Annotated in this window: 20 protein-coding genes and 1 pseudogene; 14 read left to right on the plus strand and 7 right to left on the minus strand. The window is 47.6% G+C overall.

The features are described from left to right. Positions 1–628: 628 nt before the first annotated feature. Positions 629–2638, plus strand: coding sequence for a putative bifunctional diguanylate cyclase/phosphodiesterase (locus BUA34_RS13540; RefSeq protein WP_072830490.1), 2010 nt, complete (start codon positions 629–631; stop codon positions 2636–2638). Between the two features lie 7 nt (positions 2639–2645). Here BUA34_RS13540 and BUA34_RS13545 read toward each other — a convergent pair whose 3' ends face one another. Both BUA34_RS13545 and greA read right to left on the minus strand, forming a co-directional pair. Next, on the minus strand, positions 2646–3485 hold the full coding sequence (locus BUA34_RS13545; protein ID WP_072830492.1) for a TatD family hydrolase: 840 nt from the start codon (positions 3483–3485) through the stop codon (positions 2646–2648). A 143-nt stretch (positions 3486–3628) separates the two neighbouring features. Continuing rightward, a complete protein-coding gene (gene greA / locus BUA34_RS13550; protein ID WP_072830494.1) occupies positions 3629–4096 on the minus strand; it encodes a transcription elongation factor GreA in 468 nt (155 codons plus the stop codon). Between the two features lie 111 nt (positions 4097–4207). Here greA and BUA34_RS13555 point away from each other — a divergent pair, with 111 nt between their 5' ends. The 7 genes and pseudogenes from BUA34_RS13555 (at position 4208) to BUA34_RS13580 (ending at position 10847) form a co-directional block, all read left to right on the plus strand. Further along, positions 4208–5269, plus strand: a complete 1062-nt coding sequence (locus BUA34_RS13555) for a fibrobacter succinogenes major paralogous domain-containing protein (RefSeq protein ID WP_072830496.1) — start codon at positions 4208–4210, stop codon at positions 5267–5269. A gap of 238 nt (positions 5270–5507) precedes the next feature. Further along, a pseudogene (locus BUA34_RS16295) lies at positions 5508–5993 on the plus strand (DUF2062 domain-containing protein); the annotation flags it as partial. A 99-nt stretch (positions 5994–6092) separates the two neighbouring features. Further along, on the plus strand, positions 6093–7337 hold the full coding sequence (locus BUA34_RS13560) for a DUF1015 domain-containing protein (protein ID WP_371556176.1): 1245 nt from the start codon (positions 6093–6095) through the stop codon (positions 7335–7337). A 214-nt stretch (positions 7338–7551) separates the two neighbouring features. Then, on the plus strand, positions 7552–8535 hold the full coding sequence (locus BUA34_RS13565) for a diaminopimelate dehydrogenase (protein WP_072830500.1): 984 nt from the start codon (positions 7552–7554) through the stop codon (positions 8533–8535). A 278-nt stretch (positions 8536–8813) separates the two neighbouring features. Then, positions 8814–9482 carry a hypothetical protein gene (locus tag BUA34_RS13570; protein ID WP_072830502.1) on the plus strand — a complete coding sequence of 223 codons (669 nt, stop codon included), beginning with the start codon at positions 8814–8816 and terminating at the stop codon, positions 9480–9482. Between the two features lie 106 nt (positions 9483–9588). Then, positions 9589–10086 (plus strand): hypothetical protein, encoded by a 498-nt coding sequence (locus BUA34_RS13575; RefSeq protein ID WP_139255953.1) that lies wholly within the window; start codon positions 9589–9591, stop codon positions 10084–10086. Next, complete coding sequence (locus BUA34_RS13580; protein WP_139255954.1) at positions 10083–10847, plus strand: hypothetical protein; 765 nt, start codon at positions 10083–10085, stop codon at positions 10845–10847. The genes BUA34_RS13575 and BUA34_RS13580 overlap by 4 nt, the downstream gene beginning before the upstream one ends. A 17-nt stretch (positions 10848–10864) precedes the next feature. On the opposite strand, the gene BUA34_RS13585 is transcribed toward BUA34_RS13580, so the two are convergent. Continuing rightward, positions 10865–12013, minus strand: coding sequence for a tyrosine-protein phosphatase (locus BUA34_RS13585; RefSeq protein WP_072830508.1), 1149 nt, complete (start codon positions 12011–12013; stop codon positions 10865–10867). A gap of 27 nt (positions 12014–12040) precedes the next feature. Beyond that, positions 12041–13366 carry a chromosomal replication initiator protein DnaA gene (gene dnaA, locus BUA34_RS13590; RefSeq protein ID WP_072830510.1) on the minus strand — a complete coding sequence of 442 codons (1326 nt, stop codon included), beginning with the start codon at positions 13364–13366 and terminating at the stop codon, positions 12041–12043. Between the two features lie 305 nt (positions 13367–13671). Between dnaA and BUA34_RS13595 the strand changes: the two genes are divergently transcribed. The 6 genes from BUA34_RS13595 (at position 13672) to BUA34_RS13620 (ending at position 20190) form a co-directional block, all read left to right on the plus strand. Continuing rightward, positions 13672–14148 carry a hypothetical protein gene (locus tag BUA34_RS13595; protein ID WP_254794487.1) on the plus strand — a complete coding sequence of 159 codons (477 nt, stop codon included), beginning with the start codon at positions 13672–13674 and terminating at the stop codon, positions 14146–14148. A gap of 5 nt (positions 14149–14153) precedes the next feature. Next, the gene (locus BUA34_RS13600; RefSeq protein ID WP_072830512.1) at positions 14154–15236 is read left to right on the plus strand and encodes a squalene/phytoene synthase family protein; all 1083 of its coding nucleotides are present in this window, start codon (positions 14154–14156) and stop codon (positions 15234–15236) included. Position 15237: 1 nt separating this feature from the next. Then, positions 15238–15807, plus strand: a complete 570-nt coding sequence (lspA, locus tag BUA34_RS13605; protein WP_072830514.1) for a signal peptidase II — start codon at positions 15238–15240, stop codon at positions 15805–15807. Between the two features lie 156 nt (positions 15808–15963). After that, the gene (locus BUA34_RS13610; protein ID WP_072830516.1) at positions 15964–17241 is read left to right on the plus strand and encodes an RluA family pseudouridine synthase; all 1278 of its coding nucleotides are present in this window, start codon (positions 15964–15966) and stop codon (positions 17239–17241) included. Between the two features lie 143 nt (positions 17242–17384). Beyond that, entirely contained in the window at positions 17385–18812 is a 1428-nt protein-coding gene (murC, locus tag BUA34_RS13615) for a UDP-N-acetylmuramate--L-alanine ligase (protein ID WP_072830518.1), read from the plus strand. Positions 18813–18933: 121 nt separating this feature from the next. After that, positions 18934–20190 carry an amidohydrolase gene (locus BUA34_RS13620; RefSeq protein WP_072830520.1) on the plus strand — a complete coding sequence of 419 codons (1257 nt, stop codon included), beginning with the start codon at positions 18934–18936 and terminating at the stop codon, positions 20188–20190. 5 nt (positions 20191–20195) lie between these two features. Here the strand turns inward: BUA34_RS13620 and BUA34_RS13625 are convergent, their stop codons facing one another. The 3 genes from BUA34_RS13625 to BUA34_RS13635 are packed head-to-tail and all read right to left on the minus strand — an operon-like array spanning position 20196 to position 24173. After that, the gene (locus BUA34_RS13625) at positions 20196–21635 is read right to left on the minus strand and encodes a GAF domain-containing protein (RefSeq protein ID WP_072830522.1); all 1440 of its coding nucleotides are present in this window, start codon (positions 21633–21635) and stop codon (positions 20196–20198) included. Continuing rightward, the gene (locus tag BUA34_RS13630; RefSeq protein WP_083579799.1) at positions 21628–23388 is read right to left on the minus strand and encodes a TolC family protein; all 1761 of its coding nucleotides are present in this window, start codon (positions 23386–23388) and stop codon (positions 21628–21630) included. The genes BUA34_RS13625 and BUA34_RS13630 overlap by 8 nt, the downstream gene beginning before the upstream one ends. Next, positions 23385–24173 carry an efflux RND transporter periplasmic adaptor subunit gene (locus BUA34_RS13635; RefSeq protein ID WP_072830526.1) on the minus strand — a complete coding sequence of 263 codons (789 nt, stop codon included), beginning with the start codon at positions 24171–24173 and terminating at the stop codon, positions 23385–23387. The genes BUA34_RS13630 and BUA34_RS13635 overlap by 4 nt, the downstream gene beginning before the upstream one ends. Positions 24174–24176 lie beyond the last annotated feature (3 nt).

The raw sequence follows: 24176 nt of genomic DNA on the forward strand, positions 1-24176 counted from the left end.
ATACCAACGCGCTATCGCGAAATCAAGAAACAGGCTGTTGCTTTCTGTAAAAAAGGTAAGGATGGATTATATCTTTTTTGGCATTCTGCTTGTTACAATGTGAACATTTTTTTATAATAAAAATGTAACGATTAGTTTAACGAAAACTGAAATTTACGAAACGATGTGTTCCACTTGAGTTTTCTTTGATTATGTTCTGGTATTGCTTCGACTGGAAATCAGACGGAAAAAAGAGTGCGGAAATTTTAAAAAGTGAAAAAAAAGGTGTCTCGGAGTGGTGAGCCTCTGAAACTTTTTTACATATGTAAATTTTGTGATGTGAATCACAAATCCGCGTAGTTATTGGCTCTAAACGTATTTTGTTGTTATTTTATTTAGATTTTTACAACACAAAAATATCAATTTCTAAAAAATTTTTACTTTCTGTTTTTTTTAGACTATATTCAAATACAGGAATTGGGGGCACTTGCGATATTGGCCATGCAAGTGTCCTTGTCGTTTAACACACTACCTATTCCAACTTGGAATACTAGAAATTGGAGTAAACAATTCATTACTAAATTCTTTCGCATTGTTCTATTTGTAAATATTCTACTTATTTTAGGTGTAAATAAAAGATTGGGTTGACATGAGATTATTTGATGAACATGTGGTATTGCGCTTTGCGCTGTTGTTGGCGTGTTTCCTGTTTGCAGAATCTATCCCGGATATTCTGAATTTTGCTGAACACGCGTATAATTTTATACCATATTTCTTGGCGATTGTTTTTTTAGCGTATGTCGCCCTATTTTACAAATTCCCAGTAGATAGCAACAAAATGCGAAATGATGTCGATATTCCAGAACCTAAGGTTGTGGAACCGATTCGCGATCTTAAAAAGGATCTTCTTGAAAAAGATGAAATGTTCCAGATGATGATTGATGTGTCGTCGGATGGTTTTTGGACGTTTGATGTGGCGTCGGGGAAGGTCTACTGGTCGAATCGCATTGCAAAGTTGCTTGCTTCCGAAAGTACGACACTCGAAGATTCTTTTGAACCGTTGAAGAAGCGCGTGATTGAAAGTGATTGGAACGCTTTCCGCGAACAGCTGAATGCCGCTTTACAGAACTCTGGAACATTCTCTTGCAATTTGACATTGCTTGATGCATCTAAGAAAAATGCAAAACTTGTGATTAGCGGCCGTGTCCAGTGCAGTGACTTGGGTCGCCCGATTCGCGTTATTGGTTCTTTGAAGGAAGCTGTGGACAGCAAGTCTGCAGAACGTGAACGGTATAATTACGTGTACCAAGATGCGCTTACTGGCGTTTTCAACCGCAAGTATTTCCTTGAAAAGTTAAAGATGGATGTCGATATTGCGGCCAAGCGTCCGGACTATGTTTTTGCAGTCGCGCTTTTGGATATCGATAGCTTTGGTGCCATCAATGCTTCTTATTCCATCAATATTGGCGATAATGTGCTCCGTACGATTGCAGACCGCCTAAAATCTATTGCACGCCCGGATGATTGCGTTGCACGTATTGGACCGGACGTTTTTGCGGTTATCTTGCACAATATCCAGAGCCGCGACCCGAATGACGATTTGATACCTCTTGTTCGTAATATTCATAATAAAGTAAAATCTCCGATTCTTTTGGAAGGCAAGGATCTTTATATTAGCGTTTCGATGTCAATCGTTATAAATCAGGATGTTGATTGTGTCGAAGATATCCTCGCTAATGCAAACGCAAGCCTTCGCGATATGAAGAAAGGCATTAACCACGGCGGAATCCAGTTTTTTAGCGGTGGTATTCGCGAAAAGGCGATGAAGCTTTATAAGCTCGAATTCGAAATTCGCAGAGCTATTCAGGCTCAAGAATTTGTTCTTATGTACCAGCCGATTGTTGATATTCAGGCGGGTAACAGGATCGTGGGATTCGAAGCCCTTGTGCGTTGGAACCAGTCCGAACGTGGTATTATTTCTCCTGCTGAATTTATCCCGATTGCCGAAGAAACAGGCCTTATTGTGCCGATGGGTGCCCTTATTTTGCGCATGGCTTGCCGCCAGACAAAGCAATGGGTCGATATGGGATTCAAGGATATTCAAGTGGCGGTGAACTTCTCGGCAAAGCAGTTCTCGATGGACTCCATGGTTGATGATGTGCGCCGTGTGCTGACGGAGACGAACTTGAATCCGCGCAACTTGAAGCTTGAAATTACTGAATATACGGCGATGTGCGAAGCGGACAAGACGATTGAAATTATGCGAGCCCTTTCGAATATGGGCATCCAGATTTCGATTGACGACTTTGGAACGGGTTACAGTTCACTTTCGTACTTGAAGCGTTATCCGGTGCATACGCTCAAGATGGACAAGTACTTTGTGGATCATGTGGCTGATAACGAAGAAGATGCATCGTTTGCACGCATGGTGATTGGTATTGCAAAGTCCTTGAACTTGGACCTCATTGCAGAAGGTGTTGAAACCAAGGAACAGTTGGACTTCCTTTATCGTGAAGGATGCCACTTGATTCAGGGATTCTACTTTAGCAAGCCGCTCAATACGGATATGGCGCTAGAGTATATGCATGAACATTACAATGCCCCGATTATGGGCTCGACGTTCGAAACGGAAACAGAAGCTAAAGGCGTTAAGGCCTAAGTGCTAATTAAATTCCATAGCATTTTTTCGTGTTTTCACGACAGTGATGGTAGAGTTCTTCTACCGTCACGTTTTTTATTTCGGCGAGCTTGTCGGCGATAAAGGGGATGTAGCCGGAGTGGCAGGGCTTTCCGCGGAAGGGGACGGGCGCCATGTAAGGGGCGTCGGTCTCCAAGAGTATTTGGTCGAGCGGTACGAGCGCTGCTGCATCTCGGACGTTTTGTGCGTTGTTGAACGTGACAATTCCCGTAAATCCGACGAAGATGTTTGCGTCTAGCTGAAGGAGCTGTTCGATGAATTCGGGCGTGCCTGTAAAGCAATGAACGTGAACGTTGCGGTTGTGGAGGCTCGCGGTGCGGAGCACGGCGAGGGCGTCTTCATCGGCTTCGCGGAGGTGGAGTACTAGAGGCTTGCCGCTTTCGATACCAAGTTGCAAATGGCGTTCAAAGAGTTTGACTTGTGCGGCCTTTGTCTCGGCGCCGTAATGGTAATCGAGACCGAATTCTCCGCAGGCAACACATTTGGGGTGCTGCAAAAATTCCATCATTCGTGCTTCGTCTTCGGCGGTCTCTGTTTCGACGTATTCGGGGTGAATGCCATAAGCGGAGTAGATGAATGGATACTTTTCGCTGAGTTCGCGAGCGCGGTCGAAGTCTGCCGGGTCGCAGGCGACATGGATAAATGCTTCGGGCTGTGCTATTTTGGATGCGGCCGCTTTTTCTTTAGCGGAACTGCGTTCGGTCGTGAAACTTGCGGATTGGAATCTCTCTAAAAGCGCGTCAAAGGATTCGCCTGCATGGCGCTCGTAAGAATCAATATGGCAATGAGTATCGATGAAGTTGGTCATTGGTTGTTAGTCAATAGTCTTTAGTTGAATTATTTTGAAAATTAGCTGGCTTAAATATTTAGATTATGGTCAATCGCTATTTGTTTTGGTTTAGAAAACGCACCTTTGGTGCCTAACTTAAACTATTGACCAATGACTAATAACTAGTAACTAACCTCTAATATCTCGTACGTAATCTTTCCGCGGGGGGCTTGGACTTCGATGGTGTCGCCTGCTTTTTTGCCTTGCAAGGCTTCGCCGATGGGGGACTTCATGCTGATGCGGCCCTGGAGCGGGTCGATTTCCTTGTCGCCGACGATGCTGTAAACTTTTTCGCGCTTGGTCTTCTTGTCGACCATCTTGACAGTGGCGCCAAAGCGGATGGAACCGTCCTTGGTGGCGGCGTTTTCGACAATCTGTGCGCCATCCAGAATGCGGTCGAGTTCACGCAAGCGGCGGTCAATTTCGCGCACGCGCATGCGCCCGTAAGTGTAGGCGGCGTTTTCACTGCGGTCACCTTCGGCAGCGGCGGCTTGCACCTGGTTGATCATTGCTGGGCGTTCAACGTATTTGAGATATTCCCATTCTGCCTTGAATTTTTCAAAGCCTTCTTTCGAAATCAAGTGTTTCATGGGATGAAATTTAGAAATTTAACGGATGCTGATGACACAGGAACAAGGCTACTCTAATAGAATCAAATAAATTATATTTGAAAGAAAAGATCTTTTGCATAAGGGGAGCCTATGTCGTTGATGAAAACTTTGTGTGATGGAAAAAAGTCGTTGCGAGGGAGCGTTGCTGTTGCTGCAATCTCTAGTGCGCTTTTGCTTGCGGCTTGTGGCGGTACTAGCGTTTCAAGTGACAATGGATTATCTGATTCCGAAGATATTCATAGTTCTTCAAGTAGCCCAAAAGTTGAATCATCGTCCAGCGTCATTCTGAGTGGCGATAGCCTCGAAGAATCCAGCAGCGCCCTTTCGTCGTCATCCTGGAGTTCCGAAGGAACGATAGAATCCAGTAGTTCCAGTGAAAAAGAGCCTTCTAGCAGTTCATCAGTAGAATTGAACTGTTCGGCTCTTTTGGAAGGCGAAACGGGCTGGAGTTGGAATGTTCCTAAAGAATGTCGCTTCAATCCGGATATTGCCTATGGCACCATGATTGACTCCCGCGACGGACAAACCTACAAGACCGTAAAGATAGGTGACCAGACCTGGATGGCCGAAAACTTGAACTTTGATCCAGGGCAGGGTGGTTCTGGCGATACTAAATATGATTGGTCCTGGTGCTACAATGATGAACCTAAAAACTGTGCCGTGGCGGGGCGTCTTTATTCTTGGGCTGCGGCCATTGACTCGGTGAAACTTGCAACTGATGCCGACAACCCACAGGACTGCGGTTATGGCAAGGAATGCGGCCTCGCTTTGCGCGGCACAACGATCTTAGTTCAGGGCATTTGTCCTGAAGGCTGGCACCTGCCGACTCGTGCTGAATGGAACACTTTGTTTACAGCAGTGGGTGAAGAATCAACTGCCGGCAAGTTCCTCAAGTCGCAGACAGGTTGGTATAATCGTGGTAATGGAACAGATGCGTATGGCTTTTCTGCGCTTCCTGCCGGCAGCAGGAAAGTCGATGGCGACAACGTCGAATTCTTAAACGATGGTGGCTACGCCGGATTCTGGAGTGCCTCGCAGCTCGCTGCCAACGTCGCCTACCGCATGTATTTGAGCTACGGTAGCGATTATGCGACCCTGAGCTACGACCACCCGAACAACGGGTTTTCAGTGCGTTGTCTGAAGGACTTGTAGCCGGGGCGTTACGGGGCTGGCGATTGAAGCCCCGTTCGAGGGGGTGATGGAAGACCCGGCGTTTTTATTGTAATGGGGAAAGGTGACCCCGGCACGGTGGCCGGGGTGACAATGTAAGCCGGGGCTGCAATCAGGGGGAGTCTTCCCCCTTTTGTAGAACAAAGGCTTTACTCTCGTCTCTAGTCTTTGGTCCTTCGTCTATATTTACTATCTTTGGCTCGGTTATTTAAGAGGTGATATGGTAAAAAGAAAGAGGACGACAGAACCCAAATACAAGCGATTGAGCCGCATCTACTATAACAGGATGTTCCCTCGCAGGCAAGATGCGATTCAGGTAGCATGGTCTGTCGCGGCGGGTGTCTTTATTGGCATTTGGCCGACGATTGGTGTCGCCATTATTTTGACGGTTGCGTTCTGTGCCTTGTTCCGTCTTCCGAAGGTTCCGGGAATTGTTTCGTCGTTTGTGGCAAACCCGCTGACTCAGTTCGGATTTTTCTACCCGACGGGTTATATGCTCGGGTGCAAGATTGTCCATCCCGAGGCGATTAAGTTTGATTTTCTTGAAGAATTCCAGGGACTTTCGTTCAAAAATTTCACAACCGTTATCAGTCATTTGTGGAATGACGCTGCAGACCACCTGTTGGCGTTCATGATTGGCATTACAATTGTCGCGGCTATTGGCGGCGCCATCTTCTTTTTTCTAGCTTATTTCATCGTAAGTTACAGGAAGAAAAAATGGATTGCGGCAAAGACGGGTTATATCCATAACTTGATTGCCGAAGACGAAGTTTTAATCAAAGAAGCACACAAAGGAAAGAAACCTATGATGCACATTTATCCGTTCAAGGCTTTGCGTCCGGTGAACCCGGCTGAAGCTGAGACTATTTCTGCGCTCCCTTACGACGTGATGAATCGCGCCGAAGCCAAGGCTATGGCTGAGGGCCTTCCGCACTCCTACTTGCGCGTGACACGTGCCGAACTCGAACTTCCGGATTCTGTCGATGCATACGATCCGAAGGTTTATGCCCACGCTCGTGAAAATCTCGACAAGATGATCGAAGACGGCGTGATCGCTTTCGACCCGAAGCCGTGCCTCTACGTTTATCGCCAGACGATGAACGGTCGTGAACAGTACGGTCTTGTGTGCTGCGTTCCGGCTGCCGACTACTTCAACGGCACCATCAAGAAGCACGAACTTACCCGCGCTGACAAGGAAGAAGACCGTTTGCGCCATGTGCTCGCTACGAACGCCAATACAGGTCCGGTGTTCCTCACTTATCGCGACAACGGCCAGTTCGATATCTTCGGTGCAGTGACCAAGCGCAAGCCTGTTTACGACTTCGTGAGCAAGGGCGACGGCTTTGGCCACACGGTTTGGGTCATCGACGATGACGCTGAAATCGAAGCTATCCGCAAGTCCTTCGAAGAAATTCCGGTGAGCTACATCGCTGACGGTCACCACCGCAGTGCTGCTGGTGCTCGTGCCGCCAGCTACCGTGCCGAACAGAATCCGAAGAACACGGGCAACGAAGAATACAACCGTTACCTCGCTATCCTCTTCCCGAGCACCCAGCTCAAGATTTTGGACTACAACCGCGTACTTAAGGACTTGAACGGTCGCACGCCGGAACAGCTCATGGAAGAAATGAAGCTTGTGTTCGACATCGAAGAATTGCCGAGCATGCAGAGCCCGAGCAAGCAGAACCAGGTGAACTTCTACATGGGTGGCAAGTGGTATGCTTGCACGTTCAAGGACAAGTTCCTCAAGAACTTGGGCCCGGTCGACAGCCTCGACGTGGCACTCCTCCAGAAGCTCGTGTTGAAACCGCTCTTCGATATTGACGATCCGCGTACTTCCAAACGCATCGACTTTGTCGGTGGCATCCGTGGTCTCGGCGAACTCGTAAAGCGCGTCGATAGCGGTGAATGCGCTTGCGCCTTTGCCATGTACCCGACCACGCTCGATCAGCTCATGAGCATTGCCGACGCTGGCGAAATCATGCCGCCGAAGAGCACTTGGTTTGAACCGAAGCTCCGCGACGGACTCTTGGTCCACACGCTCGACTAATTGCTAGTAGGCCGCGCGGCATTGTTGCATGAAAATTGCTGCATTGCTGTACGAAATGCGCGGACTTTCTAACACGAAAATTGGAGAACGCACCCGGCTTGGGTGCGCTTTCTTTTTGCCTATTGATTTTACATGAAAATGCTTTTAGCTCCTGATTTCCGACTTCTGACTTTCCTATATTTTCCACGCAAAAAATTTTAACAAGGATTGTCTTATGGCAAAGATTGCTATTCTCGGTTACGGTAACCTCGGTCGCGGTGTGGAATGCGCCGTGAAGCAGGCTCCGGATATGGAACTCGTCGCTGTTTTCACTCGTCGCGATCCGTCGACGGTCAAGATCCAGACGGCTGGTGTTCCGGTGTTGAACGTCTCTGAAATGGAAGCATGGAAGGACAAGGTGGACGTGCTCATCATTTGCGGTGGCTCTGCTACGGACCTGCCGGTACTCACCCCGAAGTACGCTTCTATGTTCAACGTGATTGACTCCTTCGACACGCATGCCAAGATTCCGCAGCACTTCGCTGCTGTTGACGCTGCTGCCAAGGCTGCCGGCAAGATTGCTATGATTTCTGTCGGTTGGGACCCGGGTATGTTCAGCTTGAACCGCGTGTATGCTCAGTCCATTCTTCCGGAAGGCAAGGACTACACGTTCTGGGGCAAGGGTGTTTCTCAGGGCCACAGTGACGCAGTCCGCCGCATTAAGGGTGTGAAGAATGCTAAGCAGTACACCTGCCCAGTGGAATCTGCTCTCGAAGCCGTGCGTAGCGGTTCTATGCCGGAACTCACCACTCGCCAGAAGCACACCCGTCTCGTTTACGTGGTTGCCGAAGAAGGTGCTGACAAGGCATACATCGAAAACGCCATCAAGACGATGCCGAACTACTTCGATGAATACGACACTACCGTCAACTTCATCAGCGAAGAAGAATTCAACAAGAACCACAGCGGCCTCGCTCACGGTGGTTTCGTGATTCGTACCGGCAAGACCGGCATGAACAAGGAACACACTCACGTGATCGAATACAGCCTCAAGCTCGATTCCAACCCGGAATTCACGACGAGCGTTCTTGTGGCTTACGCCCGCGCAGCGCTGCGTATGAAGGCTAACGGCCAGATCGGTTGCAAGACTGTTCTCGACGTTCCGCCTGCATACCTCAGCACTCTGAGCGACGAAGACCTCCGCGCTCATTGCCTGTAATTGGTAGGATTTGTTCCTCTTTGTGTTAAGCAAAGGGGAACTTTTTTTATTTTACGAAGTGTGTTCTTTTTTGACGCTAACAGGAGAAGAAAATTTTGCGTAGATTTTTGAAAAGTTTCATCACAATTGTTGTGCTGTTTTTAAGTTGTTCGATTTTCGAATCTTGCGCAATGGTCTTTTCCGTAAGCTCGCCGAATCTTACGAAATCCGAGTATAATTTTTTGCGGGTGAGCAATCCTAAATTGGCCCAGTGCTATGCATCGCGATTTAGAGGCGGTATGTTGGCATTGGATATTATGTTCTGGCCGTTTGTTCTTGTAGATGCTATTGGTGGTTATTATACATATTATTCTTATGAGCCAACCTATTGCCCGGCCCCAACGTTTGATGATACAAAACCGACGGTTGATCCTTGGGGCGAACCTGCTGATGTTGCCAGTAACGTTAAGTCTGAAAAAAGTGCAAACAAAAAAATTGAGCAGACTGTAACACCGCAGCCAAAAAAGAAAATATCATCTCGTCCGATTTTTGTTGCCGTTCTTGAATCGGCTTCTGGTGGTGTCCTTAAGTATAATGAAGCCCAGTTTATAACAAACGTGTTGAGAGAAGAAGCGGTTCGAGCTTTGTATTCGAAACTGAATGTTACCATTATGACCCGTGAGAATATTATTGAAATGCTCCCGCCGGATAAATCTCTTGAGGAGTGCGAAGGGTCTTGCATTGTTGAAACTGGAAAAAATATCAGTGCCGATTATGTCTCGCAGGCGAGAATCGGAACGTTTGGAAAAAATTTGACAATCTCTGTTGAACTTTATCGAACTTCCAATAACAAGTTGATTGCGAGTTTTAATTCGAAGGCTCGCGATATTGATGCGCTTGAAGAAGATATTCGTGCAAAGGCGGCGGATATGTTCTATGAAGTTATTCGTGAAGAAACTGAAAAGTAATATTTAATGAAAAATTGAAATCGCTTGATTTGCGATTGTAAAAAGTCTACCGTTAAATTTTTCGGTGGGCTTTTTCTTTTTATAGTTTATATTTATGAGTATGAGAGTGTCTATAAAATTGTGTTTGCTTACTTACGTGTGGCTTTGTTGCTGCTACATGGCTTGTGATCCTGCGTATGATTATGATTACAATCCTGGGTATGTTAAAGCACTTAAGCCTTCTAGCGTGGATTCGTTAGAAATGCGAGTCTACAGCAATGATTCGCTGATTGCTACCAAATATAGCCGTACCTCTGAAAATGGCGGGGATGCCAGTTTCTTTTTCGCTGATTATTGCTATGGTAAGGAGCATGCTGGCAAAAGCTTCGATTTTACCATTGCTATTAGTTTTTTCTGCGGTGACAAGAAAGTTGATTTGCCCACATACATGGTTAAAACAAAGACGGATTCCAGTGGATTTGTGGATGAAGTAAAGTTCTACATAGCTGAATTTGATGAAAGAAAGGTCAGCGGCGATTATTCGCTTGAGACGTTCCTTGCTCCTGAAGATACTGCTTGCGGTAAGTTCGTGAACTATGCCGTCCTCAATGTCAAGGAGGAATGATGAAGCGCATTGCCGTACTGATTTTTTGCTTAGTGGCGTATTCTGTGGCGGGTTTATTTGAAGTTTCGCCGCAGGACCGAAAATTCCTCCAGATTCTTCATCCGTATTTTGAACTTTCCGTTGGCGGAATGTATTCGGTAATGGATTACAAGACCAAATCAAAGACAAACTATTATCATGACTTAGAACGTGATGAAATGGTTTATGACAAGGACCTTTATTACGATATCTATTCTTTTGAAGGGGGCGGTCCTCTGCTTGATTCTAAGATTGGTATCGGTTTTGCAAGACGGGTTGCCTTGTATTTGAGCTTTGGCTGTTTTTGGTCTGCCGGTGAACATCGTTATAAGATTTATTCGCGTGACAGTGAAGAATTTTCTGAGAGTGATATAAGGTTTAGAGCTTATTGGGGATTTGGTCTCAAGTGGTATCCCATTATAAACGAACAGAATCCTTTTAATGGCATTTTTATTGGGGCGACATTAAAAGGAGTTCCTCTGTTTGGCAATAAGAAAGCTTGGAACAAATATGGGATGAATTACGGGGATTCAGAAACGTTTGTCGAATTTGATGTTGGAAAACTCTGGAAGGCTTCAGAACGCTTTTGGGTTGGCTTTTCAATAAAGGTGGCGGGTGGCTTTGCTGGTGGTACAGGTGAGGTTGATGGATTCCGTGTTGATGCTAACCGTGAACAAAACGATGATGATATCACGCTAAACGGTAAACATATCGGTGCGGCCGTTACAATTGCTTGGAAATAGACTTTATTTGGATTAATTTACTTTAACTTTTCTTTTAACGCGGAAATTTCTTCCGAAGTCATTCCGAGTTTTTGCAAATATTTTTCTGTAGCGAGTGCCCAGTCCGTATTGCCTGTGTTGGGAACGTCAATGCCTTCGGCGTGATAGACCGCTCGCAGATTTCTTAGAACAACATCCTTGAAAAATTTGACTTGATCTTCGTTCAAGGCGACTTGCTTGCTATCGAAGACACTGAAGTAATTGGTAAATGTCTTTGCATAGTCAGCCTGGATTTCTTCGACGGTGGCGCCCATCAGCGCTTCCAGAACAGCAATCGTAAAACCGGTGCGGTCCATGCCGTAGGTGCAATGTACTAAATAGGGTGCTTCATGTTCAATCATGTAGCGGAATCCTTTTACGAGCCCTTCTTGGAAAGGCGTAGAAAAGAATTCTACAGGCATCGATAAAAAGACGGCATCTTGCGTCGAGTAATAGGTGCTCTCAAAGCCCTTGTAAGATTTGGCGCCATTTTCGGTGTCTGTTAAATTGATAAATGTGGCGATGCCAGCTTCTTTCGCAAGCGAATCGACATAGAGGTAGCGACCGAGCGATAAATTGATGGGACTTGATGAACGGTAGAGTTTGTTTGTCCCCATGCCTGTGGTGCGGACTTCGCGGAAATTTGCAAATTCTTCAATTGAAAGATCCGGGTAGCTTTCTACGTAGGCGGACATGTATTGTGCATGGCGCATGATATCAAGGCCGAATAGATAACCGCCTTTGTCTTTAAGAGTCACGATGACTTCTATGGGTGTTTTTGCATCGGTTATTTTAAGGACGTCTGCGGGTTCGCCGTAATGGATTGCTAGAACTAGGTACTGTGAACCGCTTACGGCTGAAAGCGAAAAGCCTGCGATGGGCACATCGTTGGTTGATTCTACGACAGGCATTTCAAGGGTGTCGTAGCCGACAATTGCTACAGTTACGATATCGCCAATTTCGAATTCGGTCAAGAAGGAATCTGCCGGATAATCGAGATAAAGGTCGGTGGATAGGATTCGACCTGTGCTATCGCTTAAAATGGTGGTGTGAAGTCCAAAATTTTCTTCTGCGAAAAAAGCCGGATTCGGCTCGCAACAGGCGATTAAAAACAGTGCGCAGAAAACGATTGCTGTAAAATGTCGCACTGCGCCCTCGCCTTTACATTCTAGATCCTAGTCGTGGATGGTGTTCTTGAGGCTTTCGATCAAGCGAGCAAAACTCGGATCGGTTTCCATCTCTTTCTTGACGCTCTTGATGGCGTGCACGACGGTGGAGTGGTCCTTGCCGCCAAAGCGGGAACCGATGCTCTGCAAGCTGATGGGGGAGAGCTCGCGCATGAGGAACATGGCGACTTGACGTGCCTTCGAAATTTCCTTGGTGCCGCGGCCCGGTTCGATGAGCTTGGTTTCTGGAACTTCGTAGTGCTGCGATACGGCGTGGAGCACGGCGTCAAGGCTTACGCGGCGGCGGAGTGTCGGGGCGATTTCGGTGACGACCTTCTGTGCGATGTTCATGTCGATATCGTGGCTCATGAGGCTCGACTGGAGCGTGAGCTTGATGATGGCGCTTTCGAGGCAGCGCACATTGCTAGCGATATTTTCAGCGAGGTAACGGATGACTTCGTCGCTGATTTCAAGGTGACGTTCTTCGGCCTTCTTGTGGAGAATGGCTTCGCGCGTTTCGACGTCAGGCGGCTGGATATCGACCGTTAAGCCCCAGGAGAAGCGGCTCACGAGGCGGTCGGAGAGGTTCTTGACTTCGGCAGCGGGGGCGTCAGAGGTAAGCACTATCTGCTTGCCTGCCTGATGGAGCGCATTAAAAATCAAGAAAAATTCGTTTTGCGTTTCGTACTTGCCTGTCCAGTTCTGGATATCATCAATCAAGAGAATGTCTACTTCGTTGCGGTAGAAATCGGACATTTCCGTGATGCGCTTTTCTTGCAGGCACTTCATGTACTGCTGTGAAAAATCTTCGGACGTGAGGTAAATGACGCGCTTGGTCGGATCTTCTTCGAGAATGTAGTTACCGATGGATTGTAGCAAGTGCGTTTTTCCAAGGCCTGACGAACCATAGATAAATAGCGGGTTGTATTGCGTTCCGTCCGGATTCCTTGCTACAGCGAGTGCTGCGTTGAATGCAAGTTGGGCTTTGTCGCCCGGGACGAAATTTTCGAAACGGAAACTGCCCGAAAGCGGAACGCTCGGCTTGATAAATTCGCGGAAAGAATTTTCCGAAGCGCTTGCTTGCGGCTGGTACACGTCTTGCGGCTGGAATTCGAATTCTACAGGAGCTTCGTCGTGCGAAACATCTTTCCATGCGAGACGGATGAGATCTTTGTAAGCGGCATAGACTTTGACATCAAGTCCGGGAGGCACAGCGATGACGGCGTGCCCTGGGGTCTGGCTTACGAGCTTGGTCTGTGCAAAATATGTCTTGAATACCGTATCCGACAGCATTCCATGGAGGTAGTTCAAGCATCTTTCCCATTCAACCTGCATTCTTCAATCCTCATCCGATTAATAAATAATCTATCAACAACTAGGCGTAATAATTTAGCTAATTCTTCGGGATGTTGATAGATAGATTGAGAAATAAACCTAAAAATTTTCTTACTTATTTGTAAACGAAAATTAACGTAGAGTATCGGACTTTTAAGGCCTTACGCAAAGCCTTGAAAATTCGCAAAATTTCTATTTTTTTTACGATGGATTTGAATACTCTTGTGGATTATTGCTTTTGGACCCCCGTTTTTCTTTGGGCTGGGCTCCATTTTTGGTTTAGGAATGTCTCGTACACTGTATTTATGAAAAAACAGTTGAATCGGGGTGAAAAATGGGCATACGTTTTGGAAGGTTATGTCAAGCATCCGGGACGTGTGAATTTTCTGCGTTTTTTTGATGTGGTCTTTACTGTTGTGGCCTCGGTGGCGACGGCTGTGGCTGTCGTATGGTCTTTGCAAAAGTTTGGACTTGGACGCAATTCTTATTATGGATTTTTGTCGTTGATTCTTTTTGTTTGGGCTGCGCATTTGATGAAACGCAGAACTGAAGTTAAGGTTACGGACTTGTTCCAGTCGGCGTTTTATTTGGAGTATCGCTGGGTGAATTACGAGATTCAGCGCAAGGGAATTTCGATGTCGGAAGAAAATGTGCGGGATCGTGCTGGTTTAAGCTTTGCGCATAAGCTCCGCAATGCTGAGGATCATCACCGTTTTTGGCGGTATGTCAAGGCGATGGCTGTGTCCAAGAAAGTTCCCCCGGAAATGTTTGAGGTGTACTAGCTCATATGATTGATAAATTGGATTCTTTAGATGTGGGCGAGAAGGTTCTCGAAGGCAAGGCGGCGTGGAAGTTTGCCGAAGATATCTTGCAGTTGGTGTCGCGTACGTTTGCGTTGAACATCCAGGTTTTGCGCGGCAAGTTGCACCGCAGTATTTTGCTTGCGTACCTTTATTTGCGCATTGCCGATACGGTCGAAGATGACCCGGACATGAAGGCGACTGAAAAGGACCGCATGCTTGCGCTGTTTGCCGATGTGTTCAAGACGGGCGAACTCGAGACCGAAAAAATCCGTACGTTCGTAGCTGCGCTTCCGGAATCCTGGCATGGCTCTGAAGACCCGAACAAGGATCTTTGCTCGAAGTCCGAAGTTGTGGTGCCGCTTTTGAAGTCGCTTCCTAAGAACTACCAGAAACCGGTTTGCGACGTGGTGATTGAAATGTGCGGTGGCATGGCGAAGTTTGCGCTCCGTCAGGAAGCTGCGCTTTCGTCGGGCTGGTTTACGCTTGCGAATGTGGGCGAACTTGACGAATACTGCTACTATGTTGCAGGCATTGTCGGTAAGCTTTTGACCAAGCTATTCTCGGCGGACACGTGCTTTATCAATGCGGAACGCGAGGCGGAACTTTCGAAGCTTGATGTGAGCTTTGGGCTTGCTTTGCAAGTTACGAACATCGTGAAGGACTGCGTCGAAGATTCTGGACGCCGCGTGTGCTTTATCCCTGAAGAAATTTGCAAGCGTCATGGCTTTGCGCATCCGAGTGAACTGTTTGCAGCAGGTGCTGACGCTCAAAAATGCGGTGCGGTGCTTGCGGAACTTGTCGAAAAGGCTTGGCATCATCTAGACGATGCAATTGCGTACACGAAACTCATCCCGAACATCAAAATGCGCACGAGGCTCTTCTGCCTTTGGCCGCTCTTTATGGCTGCAGAGAACTTGAGCTTGATCGGGGATGGCGTGTCGGTGTTCTCTTCGGACAAGAAGGTAAAAATCACTCGCGATACCGTGAAGCGGATTGTGAAGGAAACGTCGATGCACTTCTATTCGGACAAGTGGATTGATGAAGCTTATAAGAAAATCAAAGGATAATATGGAAAAGTTTTATAATAAGTGGCCGTTCCATGTGGCGGTGATTGTTTTTAGCATTGTTGCAGACCAGTTGACGAAACTGTGGGCGGTCGCGCGTTTTACTGACGAAGCAGGGAATTTTACTTACGAGAAAATTCCTGTGATTGGTAACTTGGTGCGTTTCCAGCTTGTGTACAACAAGGGCGCTGCGTTCAGTAGCCGTCCGCAAGACTTGATGCCGTTCTTGCCGCCTTGGCTGTTCTTTTTGTTGATTTCGATTATTGCAGCTGTGGCGCTGGTTTGGTTCTACAAGTCCATCGACAAGCGCGATTATTTGAGCCGTTTGGGCGTGGTAATGATTCTCGGCGGTGCTGTCGGAAACTTCATTGACCGCATGCGTATGCAGATGGTGGTGGACTTTATCGACTGCGATTTTCCAGATTTTATCATGACCCGTTTCCCGACGTTCAACGTGGCGGACTCGTTCGTGACGGTCGGTGTTGCTCTTGTGATTTTGTCTCCCGTGATTTTGCGTAAGTTGCATAAGCAAATTAAGGAAGAAAAAGACGCGGAGAAGGAAGCTAAGACTTAGTCAATAGTCATTGGTCAATGGTCATTAGTTTTTTTAAGCTTGATTATTCAACTAATAACTAATGACTAACTACTAATGACCTTTTAAAACGCGGTATATCTTAAAACCTAATCGCTAATTCCTATTACCTAACCACCTAAAACCAAATCCCTAAAAATGAATTATATCGTAGAAGAAAAACATAATGGTGAACGTATCGACAAGTTTCTTGTCGGCGTTATGGAAAATGTTTCCCGCACAGACGTGCAGAAGCTGATTGAAGCGGGCGAAGTCAAGGTCGGCGGTGGTAAAGTATCCAAGAACTTCCGCGTTGAATCGGGGATGGCGGTTGTCGTTGAAAAGATGATCGAGAAGGAATCTTCGACGCTTGAACCCGAAGATATTCCACTGAACATCGTTTACGAAGATGACGATATCGTGGTCATCAACAAGCCGCGCAATTTGGTGGTGCATCCGGGTAATGGCGTGAGCAAGGGAACGCTTGCCGCAGCTCTCCTGTACCACTTCAAGGAAAATCTTTCGACCGTGAACGGTCCGCTCCGTCCGGGTATTGTCCACCGTCTGGACAAGGATACGCCGGGGCTTATGGTGGTCGCGAAAAACGATGCCGCACACAGGCATTTGGCGCACCAGCTCGAAACGCGCACGCTCCATCGCACGTATAATGCGCTTGTATGGGGTTGCCCGCGTGACCTCGAAGGAACGATTGACGCTCCGATTGGTCGTAACCCGAAGAACCGTCTCAAGATGGCGGTGGTGAAGGACGGTAAGGAAAGCCGTACGCATTATGTTGCGAAGCAGTTCTTTGCGATTGCAACGCTTTTGGAATTGCAATTGGAATCGGGACGTACGCACCAGATTCGTGTGCATAGCCGTTACACGGGCCATCCGGTCGTTGGCGATCCGCTTTACGATGGTCGCGATGAAAGCTTGAACCGCGTGCCGCCTTTGATGAAGCCGGTGGCCGAGAAGGTACTTGAAATTGCTCCGGCGCAGCTTTTGCAGGCCGTGAAAATTGAACTCATCCATCCGCGCACGAACAAGAAGCTCACGTTTAAGGTTCCGATGGAAGAACCGTTTGCAAATGTGCTCAAGCTCTTGAAGAAGGAATGTCCGGCATCGGCGCCTGTGTATGACGAAGATGAAGGCTTCCGCGATTTCGATGCGCAGATTCGCTTTGACGAAGATGAAGAATTTGACGAATATGCAGAACCGCTTGAAATCTCTCCGGATGAAGCCGCTCCGGTGAAGGAGCGCAAAACACGCGCCCAGCGCCTTGCTGAAAAGGCTCAGACAGCTGCAAAGCGCCGTGCCGTTGCTGCTGAACGCAAGCTCATCAAGCAGATGAAGGCCGCTCGCCGCAAGGGAATCGCCTCGGAAGATTTCGTGGAACCTGGTTACGAACCTACAATCGATCCGGAACTGTTGGAATAAATGAAAAACGTGTCATTCTGAGCGAAGCGTAGCGGAGTCGAAGAATCTATGAAAATGTGTATGGACTCTATCGCATCTTCGATGCTCCAGAGTGACGGCTTTTGATGTATGACTAAAAACCAATGACTAATAACTATTGACCAATGACTAATTCTTACTTCTTTATCGGTGTTGCGGGCGTGGGCATGAGTGCCATCGCGCAGTATTTGGTGGGCAAGGGCGTTGCTGTGAGCGGTAGCGACCGTCAGTTCGGCGAGTTCCTGAACGGAAATGCCGAGAAACCGCTTGTCATGAGCCAACTCGAAGATTGCGGAATCAAGTGCTTTGCGCAGGATGGTTCCGGTGTTGTCGAAGGTCTTACCGCAGTCGTGGTGAGCACCGCTATCGAAGATACGAATCCCGATTTGAAACGAGCAAAGGAACTTGGCGTTCCGGTGATGCACCGCAGCGAAATGCTCGCGAAAATTTCCAAGGAAGCGCGCACGATTGCGATTAGCGGCACGAGCGGAAAATCGACGGTGACCGCAATGGTTTACCACATTCTGGATTACGCTGGTCTCCAACCGTCTGTGATGACGGGGGCTGGTCTCGTGAATTTGCAAGCTCAGGGCAAGATTGGTAACGCCGTGAGTGGCAAGGGTGAATGGCTCGTTGCTGAAGTCGATGAAAGCGATGGAACGCTTGTTCGCTATGAACCGGAAATCGGCGTCATTTTGAACATCGACAAAGACCACAAGGAAATCTCCGAACTCGAACAAATTTTCTTGAAGTTTAGCCAGAATGTTTTGAGCGCAGGGCACATCTTGATTGTGAACGATGCGCATCCGCTTGCAAAGAAGTTCAGCGCAGGCCGTGAATTTGACTTCGGCTATGAAAGCTATGTAAGCGTTCAGGGAATTGATTTTAAGTCGGTTGGAACGCATATCCAGTTCCGCGTGCGCCATGGCAATGAACTTGTGAAGTTCGAAATTCCGCTGCCGGGCAAGCACAATATGGAAAACGCCTTGGCTGCGACTGCTGCCGCGCTCCGCGCGGGCGTTTCGCTCCACACATGTGCCGACGCGCTTTCGTCTTTCCCGGGCGTGTTCCGCCGTCACCAGATTCTTGGAACGTTCAATGGTATCACGCTTGTTGATGACTTTGCTCACAATCCGGCAAAAATTGCCGCAAGCATCAAGAGTGCCCAAGACTTTACCGAAGGCCGCGTGATTGCTTGGTTCCAGCCGCACGGTTTTGGTCCGACGCGATTCTTGCGCAAGGACTTGGTGGACTTTATCGCCAAAACGCTTCGCCCGATGGACATGGATTTTGACCGCAAGAACGATGTGATGTTCTTCAGCGAAATCTATTACGCTGGTGGAACGGTCACGCGTGACATTAGCGCAGGCGACCTCGCAGATGACTTGATTCTTAAGGGTTGCGAAGCGATTTACATTGAAGACCGCAACGAGTGCGCCAAGAAAATGCTAGAATATGCAGAGCCGGGTGATACGATTTTGCTGATGGGCGCAAGAGACCCGAGCTTGCAGGAGTTTGCATTTTCTGTGAAGAAACTTCTCGAAGAACGCTAAGTAAACTTTGTTAGTATGGATCCCGTCGCAATTGTATAACGAAAAATAATGGTTTCTATCGGCACTTCGTGCCTCCAGAATGACAGGGCGTGGCAAATTGTAAAATTAGGGGAAAATTGTAATGGACAAAAAGACTGTTTTAAAAAATGTTTTTTTTGATGGCGCAAAGCGCGACATCTTGATTGTCGGTAATCTCTTTGAAAAGGTCACGCGTCCGCTGGAACCTGCTGATTACGAAGACGCTGAAATTGTCGATTGTTCGCATTTTGCAATTATGCCCGCGTTCTATAACGGCCATACGCATGCGGCGATGAGCTTGTTGCGCGGTTTTGCCGATGACATGGAACTCCACAAATGGCTCAACGAATACATTTGGCCGACAGAAGCGAAACTCACGCCTGACGATATCACTGTTGGCAGCCGCCTTGCAGTTCTCGAAATGATCAAGTCGGGAACGGTATTTTTTACGGACATGTATTGGCATCGTGAACAGACGATGCGCGTTGTCGAAGAGATGGGAATCCGTGCGGCAATTGGCGTTACGTTTGCGGAACCGCTGATGTCGCCAGAAGCTTGGGCGGCGAATGTTGATTTCTTGAAGAATCACACGGGCGAATCGGAACGTGTGCAGCTCGTGGTAATGCCGCATGCAATTTACACGGTGGGCGAGGAGAAAACTGCTGAACTGATTGAACTTGCTCATGCCGAGAATTACAAGATTCACACGCATTTGTCCGAAACGATGACCGAAATTAAGAATTGCATGGAACAGTTCGGCTGTACTCCTGTGGAATTTTGGAAGCGCCTTGGCGGCTTGAATTCGAATTTTTCGGCGGCGCACTGCACGCATTTCACGGCTTCTGACCGCAAGATTTTTGCGGAATCAGGTGCAACCGCAATTCTGAATCCGTGTTCCAACATGAAGTTGAATAGCGGTATTCCGCAGGTTGCCGAAATGCTCAAGGACGGCATGAAACTTGGCCTTGGCACGGATGGAGATTCGTCGAACAACAATCTCGACATGCAAGAAGAAATGAAGACGATTGCACTCCTCGCGAAGTATCTCGGAACTGCAGAAACGCTCCCTGCCGAAGAAGCTCTCAAGATGGCTACATGCAATGTCGCGCAGTTCTTTGGAATCAATGCTGGCCGCATTGCAGAAGGCTATCTCGCGGATTGCTTGCTGATTGACTTGAACAACGAACGCATGGTGCCATGCTATAATGTATATAGCAACTGGGTCTATTCAGCAAATTCTAGCGCAATTGATTCTGTGATGTGTAACGGCAAGTTCGTGATGTGTGGCCGCCACGTCGATGGGGAAGAAGAAATCCTCCGCGACGCCCGCGAATGTGCGGCACGACTAGCGAAAGCGTAAATTTCTTACCACCAAAGCTTGAGTCGCAGATAGTCGATTGCTTGGTGCGATAGAATCCACCAAAGTGTTTTTTTGCCGGCGTAGATTTTAGAAATGCCTGTCATGCCAGGGCGGAACCAGCTTGGAACCTTGTTTACAAATTCTCCGCGCACGGGGAAGGTGTTTTCTTGATCCTTGACGGTTGCGGTCGGGCTGATTCGCTCCGTTTTGAATCGGTAAACGAAATCCGGGCGGCTCTTGATGGCTAGCAAGCCTTCGCCATCGCTTGGAATGTTTCCGATTTCAAGTTCACTTACGTCCGATTCTACGTAGATGTTCTCGATGGATGCCATTTGGAACAGTTCTGCGCCTTGATTGACCGGAGCACCGATTTTCTTTTGCAAGTCGCCTTCGACAATGATGGCGCTATCGGCGGTGGCACGGACAATTGCCTTGGAAAGTTTGTAACGAACAGTTTTGAGTTTTGCAAGAGTCTGTGCGAGTCTTGCCTGTTGGATGCGCATCTCGGCTAGTTCTCGGCTCGCCTGGGCCTTTTGAATTTCTCGACGGTTGTCTTGCTCTTGGGCGAGCAAGTCGGCTTCTTCGAGCTTGAGCTCTTCTTGATCAAGTCGGAGAATCTCTTGGCCTTTGTACACGACATCACCCGGCTTTACGTAGACACTGTCGATGTAACCGTCAAATGGCGCGGTTAGATAAATTATTTTATCTGTTTTTAAAATAGCAGGGGAGCTTACTTTGTATTCGAGCGGGTATAGTGTAGCGAAAAGAATAAAGGCAATCCCGATAATCGAGAAAAATTTTGCCCATGTATGTTCGTACCCTAAAAGTTTTCCGAGCCCCTTTCGCATGCTGCGGGCCATTCTTGCACCAAACCAGCTGCTTTTGCTATAAAGCTCCATAAGCCTTGCGCTACAGAGGCTTGCAGCCAAATGAATCTGTGTTGCATTATCATCGGTAAATGGGACGCCTTTTCGTTCGCAAGTAATAATACCAATAATGTCGTCACCGTGACGAACCGGTACAGAAAGCATATAGGGGGCATTGTATGTCTGGCTGTATGCTTCGTGCATGCGCGTGGCAAGCAGGTTGTTTTCGGGGGGCGGGTAGAGTATAGATGCGTCTTGCTCGTAGGCTTCTTCCATGGCGCCTTCGAGGTCGCGCACGATTTGCATCTTTTTCTCGAAATGGTCTGTGTGGCTTATTGCCTTAAGGACAATATAATCGTGCTTGAGCCAACCGATGCTCACTCGTTCTGCTCTATTACGGTCGGCAATTTCGCTGACGAGTGTGAGTGCAGCTTGCTTGAATTTATCTTTTTCTAAAACTTTTTGGACTATGTCAAATACAGTCGTCAGCTGGTCGTTTTTTGTGTTTGACGACTTTAGCGCGTATTGCAGAGCGGTAACGATTTCGCTCGGATCCATTTTAAATTTAGCGTTAGTCATGGAGCAGTTCCTTGCGAAGCGTAATTTTTCCGTCTTTCCAAGATTCAAAACCGTTTTGCATTAGTAGTTTGCCTGTAGCGCGGACAAGACGGATGTCTATGACTCGTAAAAGCTTCATACATTCGAGGTGACGCTGTTGTGCCTGACGGAGGTCATCTTCCATGTCGAAAATAAGGTGATAGTTACTTTTGCCGAGTTCCATTTTTTTGAACTCTTCTTTGAGTTCCTTTTCATGGTAGGCGACTGCGGTTTTGCTCAGTTGCCATTGGTTACGGAGCTCTGTTGCTCTTTGCTGTAGTATGCGGTATTCTTCGTAAAGTTGGTTCTGTATGAGTGCTAGCCTAGAACGTGCAGCGCGAACGCTAGCTTTGTTCGATGCGATTTGGTGGCGCTCATCAAGGTTTGCAAATAAGGGCACGTCAATTTCGATGCCGTATGCAAATACGCTTTGCCTGTTGTTCTTGTTTTTGAACTTGCTGCGGGCGACTTCTGCATTTTTGTCGCGGCTGCGGATGCCGTAATTTCCGATGAGGTCGACAGAGGGTAAAAAGTTATTCTTGCTTTTGTCCAATGCTGTTGTGCGCAAATCGACTTCGGCGTGTTGCGCAAGGTAAGAGGGGTGTAGAATGCTGATGGAATCGATAAACGTCAAAGAATCGAGAATGGCTGTTGAATCCAGCTCTAGATTTGGCGTAATGGCGATGGGGCGCGGGTCCCTTACCAATTCTTGTGAAGATAATATCAATAACAAAGCGAGCCTTGCGTTGCGCAGCTTGTCCAAAGCATCGAGGCGAGCGCTTTCGCGGTCGGAATATTCTGCAACGGCTTTTTGGTAATCAAGCTGCGAGAGCATTCCCAATTCATAGCGCTTGCGGGCATCTTCTACAATTTCTTTTGCCACTGCCGATGATTTTTCTGCAAAGAGCAATGTCTGTTGCGAAAAATAAAATTCCCAGTACGTTTCGCAGAACTTTTCAAGAATCCCGCTTAAAGTTTCGCGGTATTTCTGGAGCGCCAGCTCCTTTTGAATTTTTGCAGCACGTTGATTGTTGAACGATGCATAAAATAATGGGCCGCCCTTCAGCACATGTTGCCTGAGTTCTCCGCCAAAATAAAGTTCCGAAGTGTATTCGCTGTGCGTGTAACTCGTTTGGTTAAAACCGATGTTGTATTCGGTTCCGGTTGGGGCCTTGCCTTGAACGCCAACCTTGTATTCGTTGCGGGTTTCGGAAAATAGCGTGTTGGGAGCATCGCCTTTTTCGCTGAAAGCGCGTGCAGTCAAGTGCGGCTCGAATTCGCCGTAGCTTCCGGTGGCAGCTTCGCTTTGGGCAATCCAATTGTATTTTGCTTCTTGAATGTCGATATTGTTGGCAATGATGATGTCGATGGCTTCGCTAAAGTCGATGAAAAGCGAATCGTTCGACAAGAGGGCCGCATTTTCTTGCTGTAAAGTTTCTTCAATTTGTTCGGAATCCTGTTGCTGTAATGGCTGCGATTCCAAGGTCTCTTCTGCCTGTGCAATCGGCTTTTGTGGCTGCTGAGTAATGGAATCCGAAACTTGCGGTGGTTGCGCAATTGAATCTGGAATTTGTACGGTTGTGTCTAGAACCTGCGGCACTTGGGTTTGCTGTATCGAATCCAGAACTTCCGTTGAATCTTGTGCTTGCGCAAAAACGGTAAAAAACACAAAGAACAGTATGGCGAAAAACTGCCTTACTGATTGCGAGAACAATGTGGTGCGAGCCCCGATCATTTAACAAAAATCTTTCCGGTTACACCCGGCTCGACAGATTTGTCGGAGTTTTCGAAAACGACTTTTACGGTACGCAAAAGGCTTGCTTTATCAACAACGGGGGAGATAAATTCGATTTTGCCTTTCTTGTTGCGAATCTTGCCGCTGTTGAGCTGCAGACTTACATCTTGCCCGACCTTGAGCGAACTGGCCTTGCTTACAATGATGTAGGCGGTCATGCGGCAGGTGCGCACATCGGCTATCTCGATGATGGGCTCCAGCGCTTCGACACTTTCGCTTGGATTCTTAGAAATGGCTACGATTTCGCCATCAAAAGGCGCTATAAGGTATTGCTTTTCCAATTGCGCGCGCGCCATGCTGTATTCGAGAGAATCCTTCGCTTTGGCAATCCTTGCGGCTTCCCATTCGGCTTTTGTGACCTTGTAGTTCATCTCTTTTTCCCAGACCTGTTCGGCGCTGATAGAAGTAGATGTCTCAAAAAGCTTTTTGGTGACCTGCATATCCTTTTCGTAGGTGTCCATCTTTGCTTTGGCGGACGCTACGTTGGAATTGTCTTCTGCCGCAATTTTCGTGATGCTAACGCGTAATTCCTCTTCGGTCTTTACGAGGTTCATCAATGTGTCGCCCTTGTGGACGATTGCGCCTTCTTTTACCCAAATACTGTCGACTTTGCCGGATACGGTGAATCCGATTTTAGCTTGAGCGATGGGCTCGGTGACACCATCGAATGTTGCTGCGTGAACTGCAATTGCTAACGAAATGATTGTTGAAAAATTACGGATCATTTT

It is taken from the genome of Fibrobacter sp. UWB12 (assembly GCF_900142485.1).
Lineage (GTDB): Bacteria > Fibrobacterota > Fibrobacteria > Fibrobacterales > Fibrobacteraceae > Fibrobacter.

Coding starts and splice junctions, on each gene's coding strand:
- BUA34_RS13540 (WP_072830490.1), top strand. CDS start 629: ATGAGATTATTTGATGAACATGTGGTATTGCGCTTTGCGCTGTTGTTG.
- BUA34_RS13545 (WP_072830492.1), bottom strand. CDS start 3,485: ATGACCAACTTCATCGATACTCATTGCCATATTGATTCTTACGAGCGC.
- greA (WP_072830494.1), bottom strand. CDS start 4,096: ATGAAACACTTGATTTCGAAAGAAGGCTTTGAAAAATTCAAGGCAGAA.
- BUA34_RS13555 (WP_072830496.1), top strand. CDS start 4,208: ATGTCGTTGATGAAAACTTTGTGTGATGGAAAAAAGTCGTTGCGAGGG.
- BUA34_RS13560 (WP_371556176.1), top strand. CDS start 6,093: ATGATGCACATTTATCCGTTCAAGGCTTTGCGTCCGGTGAACCCGGCT.
- BUA34_RS13565 (WP_072830500.1), top strand. CDS start 7,552: ATGGCAAAGATTGCTATTCTCGGTTACGGTAACCTCGGTCGCGGTGTG.
- BUA34_RS13570 (WP_072830502.1), top strand. CDS start 8,814: ATGTTGGCATTGGATATTATGTTCTGGCCGTTTGTTCTTGTAGATGCT.
- BUA34_RS13580 (WP_139255954.1), top strand. CDS start 10,083: ATGATGAAGCGCATTGCCGTACTGATTTTTTGCTTAGTGGCGTATTCT.
- dnaA (WP_072830510.1), bottom strand. CDS start 13,366: ATGCAGGTTGAATGGGAAAGATGCTTGAACTACCTCCATGGAATGCTG.
- BUA34_RS13595 (WP_254794487.1), top strand. CDS start 13,672: ATGAAAAAACAGTTGAATCGGGGTGAAAAATGGGCATACGTTTTGGAA.
- BUA34_RS13600 (WP_072830512.1), top strand. CDS start 14,154: ATGATTGATAAATTGGATTCTTTAGATGTGGGCGAGAAGGTTCTCGAA.
- lspA (WP_072830514.1), top strand. CDS start 15,238: ATGGAAAAGTTTTATAATAAGTGGCCGTTCCATGTGGCGGTGATTGTT.
- BUA34_RS13610 (WP_072830516.1), top strand. CDS start 15,964: ATGAATTATATCGTAGAAGAAAAACATAATGGTGAACGTATCGACAAG.
- murC (WP_072830518.1), top strand. CDS start 17,385: ATGACTAATTCTTACTTCTTTATCGGTGTTGCGGGCGTGGGCATGAGT.
- BUA34_RS13620 (WP_072830520.1), top strand. CDS start 18,934: ATGGACAAAAAGACTGTTTTAAAAAATGTTTTTTTTGATGGCGCAAAG.
- BUA34_RS13625 (WP_072830522.1), bottom strand. CDS start 21,635: ATGACTAACGCTAAATTTAAAATGGATCCGAGCGAAATCGTTACCGCT.
- BUA34_RS13630 (WP_083579799.1), bottom strand. CDS start 23,388: ATGATCGGGGCTCGCACCACATTGTTCTCGCAATCAGTAAGGCAGTTT.
- BUA34_RS13635 (WP_072830526.1), bottom strand. CDS start 24,173: ATGATCCGTAATTTTTCAACAATCATTTCGTTAGCAATTGCAGTTCAC.